Consider the following 2,451-nt stretch of genomic DNA (forward strand, 5'->3'; position numbering starts at 1 on the left):
GTGGACCGTCATTATTATTGGAAGTGTTAAACACAAGAATGTGGCAGTACTGGGGTGGGTACAATATTGATATTAAAGGTAATGATATTAAGGTTGCTGCTATACGATATGTACAACTCAATAATAGCAGATTAATAAGAATTCAGGCTGATATGTATAACCGAGGAGTCATATATCTAACTGGTACAAACTTAAGGGAGTATATAGGTACCGTTAATGTTAAGTTTTATAGAGAATAGAAAGGAAACAACACATGACACAATTTAATGAATTTATTATCGCTTTTGCGACAGGCTTTTTAGCGGTAGTCGCAGGCAGCATGGTAAAAACAGTAAAAGATTATCTTTTGCGAAAAGGCGGAGAGAAAGCGGTGATTATCGCTGAAATCCTAGCCAAGAACGCAGTTCATGCCGTGGAGCAGGTAGCTCAAGAGACAGGTTTTAAAGGTGATGAAAAGCTTGAACAAGCTCGTGCTAAAATCCGTGCAGAGCTGACCAAATATAAGATCAGCATGACCGATAAGGACTTGGATACCTTTGTGGAGTCCGCAGTGAAGCAGATGAACGACGCTTGGAGGGAGTAGGGATGGATATCGATACAAGCAGACTACGTACAGGCTTGCCCCAGGTTGGGGTACAGCCTTACCGACAAGTACATGCCCACTCAACAGGCAACCGCAACTCAACCGCTCAAAATGAGGCAGACTACCACTACAGAAAGAACCCTGAGCTTGGTTTCTTCTCTCATGTCGTTGGTAACGGCCGTGTCATGCAGGTCGGTCCTGTAAATAATGGTGCCTGGGACGTTGGGGGCGGTTGGAATGCGGAAAGCTATGCGGCAGTTGAATTGATTGAAAGCCATTCAACTAAAGAAGAATTCATGACAGACTACCGCCTTTATATCGAACTCTTACGCAATCTAGCAGACGAAGCAGGTTTGCCGAAAACGCTTGATACAAGCAGTTTGGAAGGTATCAAAACACATGAATACTGTACCAATAACCAACCAGACAATCATTCAGACCACGTTGACCCGTATCCATATCTAGCCAAATGGGGCATTAGCCGTGAACAGTTCAAGCAGGATATTGAAAGTGGCTTGACAATTGAAACAGGTTGGAAGAAGAACGATACAGGCTATTGGTATGTACACTCAGACGGCTCTTATCCAAAAGACAAGTTTGAGAAGGTCAACGGCACCTGGTATTACTTCGACGGCTCAGGCTACATGCTTGCGAACCGCTGGAAGAAGCACACAGATGGTAATTGGTACTGGTTTGACCAGTCAGGTGAAATGGCTACAGGCTGGAAGAAAATCGCTGACAAGTGGTATTATTTCGACGTAGAGGGTGCTATGAAGACAGGATGGGTCAAGTACAAGGAGACTTGGTATTATCTTGACGGTAAAGAAGGTGCCATGGTATCAAACGCCTTCGTCCAGTCCGCAGACGGAACAGGCTGGTACTACCTCAAACCAGACGGAACAATGGCAGACAAGCCAGAGTTTGAAATTGAGCCTGACGGTTTGATTACGACTAAATAGAAAGGCTTCAAAATAGATTACACCAACCGCAGGCTCAGGCTTGCGGTTTTTTTATTTTACAAAAACACACATTTTGAACGATTAGAAAGCAAAATCACAATCCTATTGTTCAAAAAAGCGTTTACATGAAGAATATGGAGAGAAAATCGTGGTGTATTATTGTCAAAAACGGTGTTTTGTTAAAAATAAAAAACAGTGACCGAAATCACTGCTTATCAGTTGTAGCAAATTCATAAAGTTTTTCCGCTGTGAGAAGTGCCATTTTGTCCATGCTTGTTTTTCCTTTTCTGAGATCAGAAACAGTAGTCCATGGAACTCCAGCACCTTGCGAAATAGTAGATGTAGACATCGAACTGTCTAGCAATTCTTGAATAACTTTTCTCATCTTATTTGTCCTTTTTGTTTTTTAGATAAATATATACATTGATTGCAATTATAAAAATAGCTATTGCGCTGACCATTGCATTTCCTCTTTTCATTTGATAAAATAGAGGTGTGAGGGGCTTTCGCCCCAACCTCTTAGCGTTTACCTTTTTCTTTGACGGGATTTCGGTTTACGCTTTTTGTTTTGCCTTGCGACCGTTATTGCGGTCACTAGACTTGCGATAGCAGTTACCGTTTCAGGAATATTGTCTATTGCCTTTTCAAGTAACCTAAGCCAATCTTCTTTGTTCAATTTCATCACCCCCTTTCCTTATCTTGATTATATTATATCACGGTATACCGAGAAAGTCAAGAGTTTTGATGAAGTTTTTTAAAAAAAACAGGGGGCAAAAAAGGGGCAAAAGTGTCGTAAACCTCTGTAAAATGATGTAAAAACATTTATTTAAAAGCTCAAAATATAGCTGTTTTAAAAGGTATTGTAAGATATAGTAAAACGATGTAAAGGTATTTGTAAAAGCCGATGAA

The 2,451-nt window shown here is 40.8% G+C and carries 5 protein-coding genes; 3 read left to right on the forward strand and 2 right to left on the reverse strand.

Going from position 1 to position 2,451, the window contains the following annotated elements; all coding sequences use genetic code 11:
• From HT671_RS11445 to HT671_RS11205, 3 genes are all read left to right on the forward strand, one after another.
• Positions 1-239: hypothetical protein (locus HT671_RS11445; protein WP_205380471.1), on the forward strand; the 239-nt coding region annotated here is incomplete at its 5' end.
• 14 nt (positions 240-253) lie between these two features.
• Positions 254-583 (forward strand): phage holin, encoded by a 330-nt coding sequence (locus tag HT671_RS11200; protein ID WP_119919694.1) that lies wholly within the window; start codon positions 254-256, stop codon positions 581-583.
• Between the two features lie 2 nt (positions 584-585).
• Positions 586-1,542, forward strand: coding sequence for an N-acetylmuramoyl-L-alanine amidase family protein (locus tag HT671_RS11205; RefSeq protein ID WP_172923169.1), 957 nt, complete (start codon positions 586-588; stop codon positions 1,540-1,542).
• A gap of 205 nt (positions 1,543-1,747) precedes the next feature.
• Here the strand turns inward: HT671_RS11205 and HT671_RS11210 are convergent, their stop codons facing one another.
• Both HT671_RS11210 and HT671_RS11215 read right to left on the reverse strand, forming a co-directional pair.
• Complete coding sequence (locus HT671_RS11210; RefSeq protein ID WP_001233346.1) at positions 1,748-1,927, reverse strand: hypothetical protein; 180 nt, start codon at positions 1,925-1,927, stop codon at positions 1,748-1,750.
• Between the two features lie 141 nt (positions 1,928-2,068).
• Positions 2,069-2,218, reverse strand: coding sequence for a hypothetical protein (locus tag HT671_RS11215; RefSeq protein WP_001030863.1), 150 nt, complete (start codon positions 2,216-2,218; stop codon positions 2,069-2,071).
• Positions 2,219-2,451: the final 233 nt, after the last annotated feature.

The organism is Streptococcus sp. 2741 (genome assembly GCF_013276315.1).
In the GTDB taxonomy this organism is placed as follows: Bacteria; Bacillota; Bacilli; order Lactobacillales; family Streptococcaceae; genus Streptococcus; species Streptococcus pseudopneumoniae.

Bases quoted from the DNA above. Each gene is read 5' to 3' on its own strand.
- HT671_RS11200 (WP_119919694.1), top strand. From the start codon at position 254: ATGACACAATTTAATGAATTTATTATCGCTTTTGCGACAGGCTTTTTA.
- HT671_RS11205 (WP_172923169.1), top strand. From the start codon at position 586: ATGGATATCGATACAAGCAGACTACGTACAGGCTTGCCCCAGGTTGGG.
- HT671_RS11210 (WP_001233346.1), bottom strand. From the start codon at position 1,927: ATGAGAAAAGTTATTCAAGAATTGCTAGACAGTTCGATGTCTACATCT.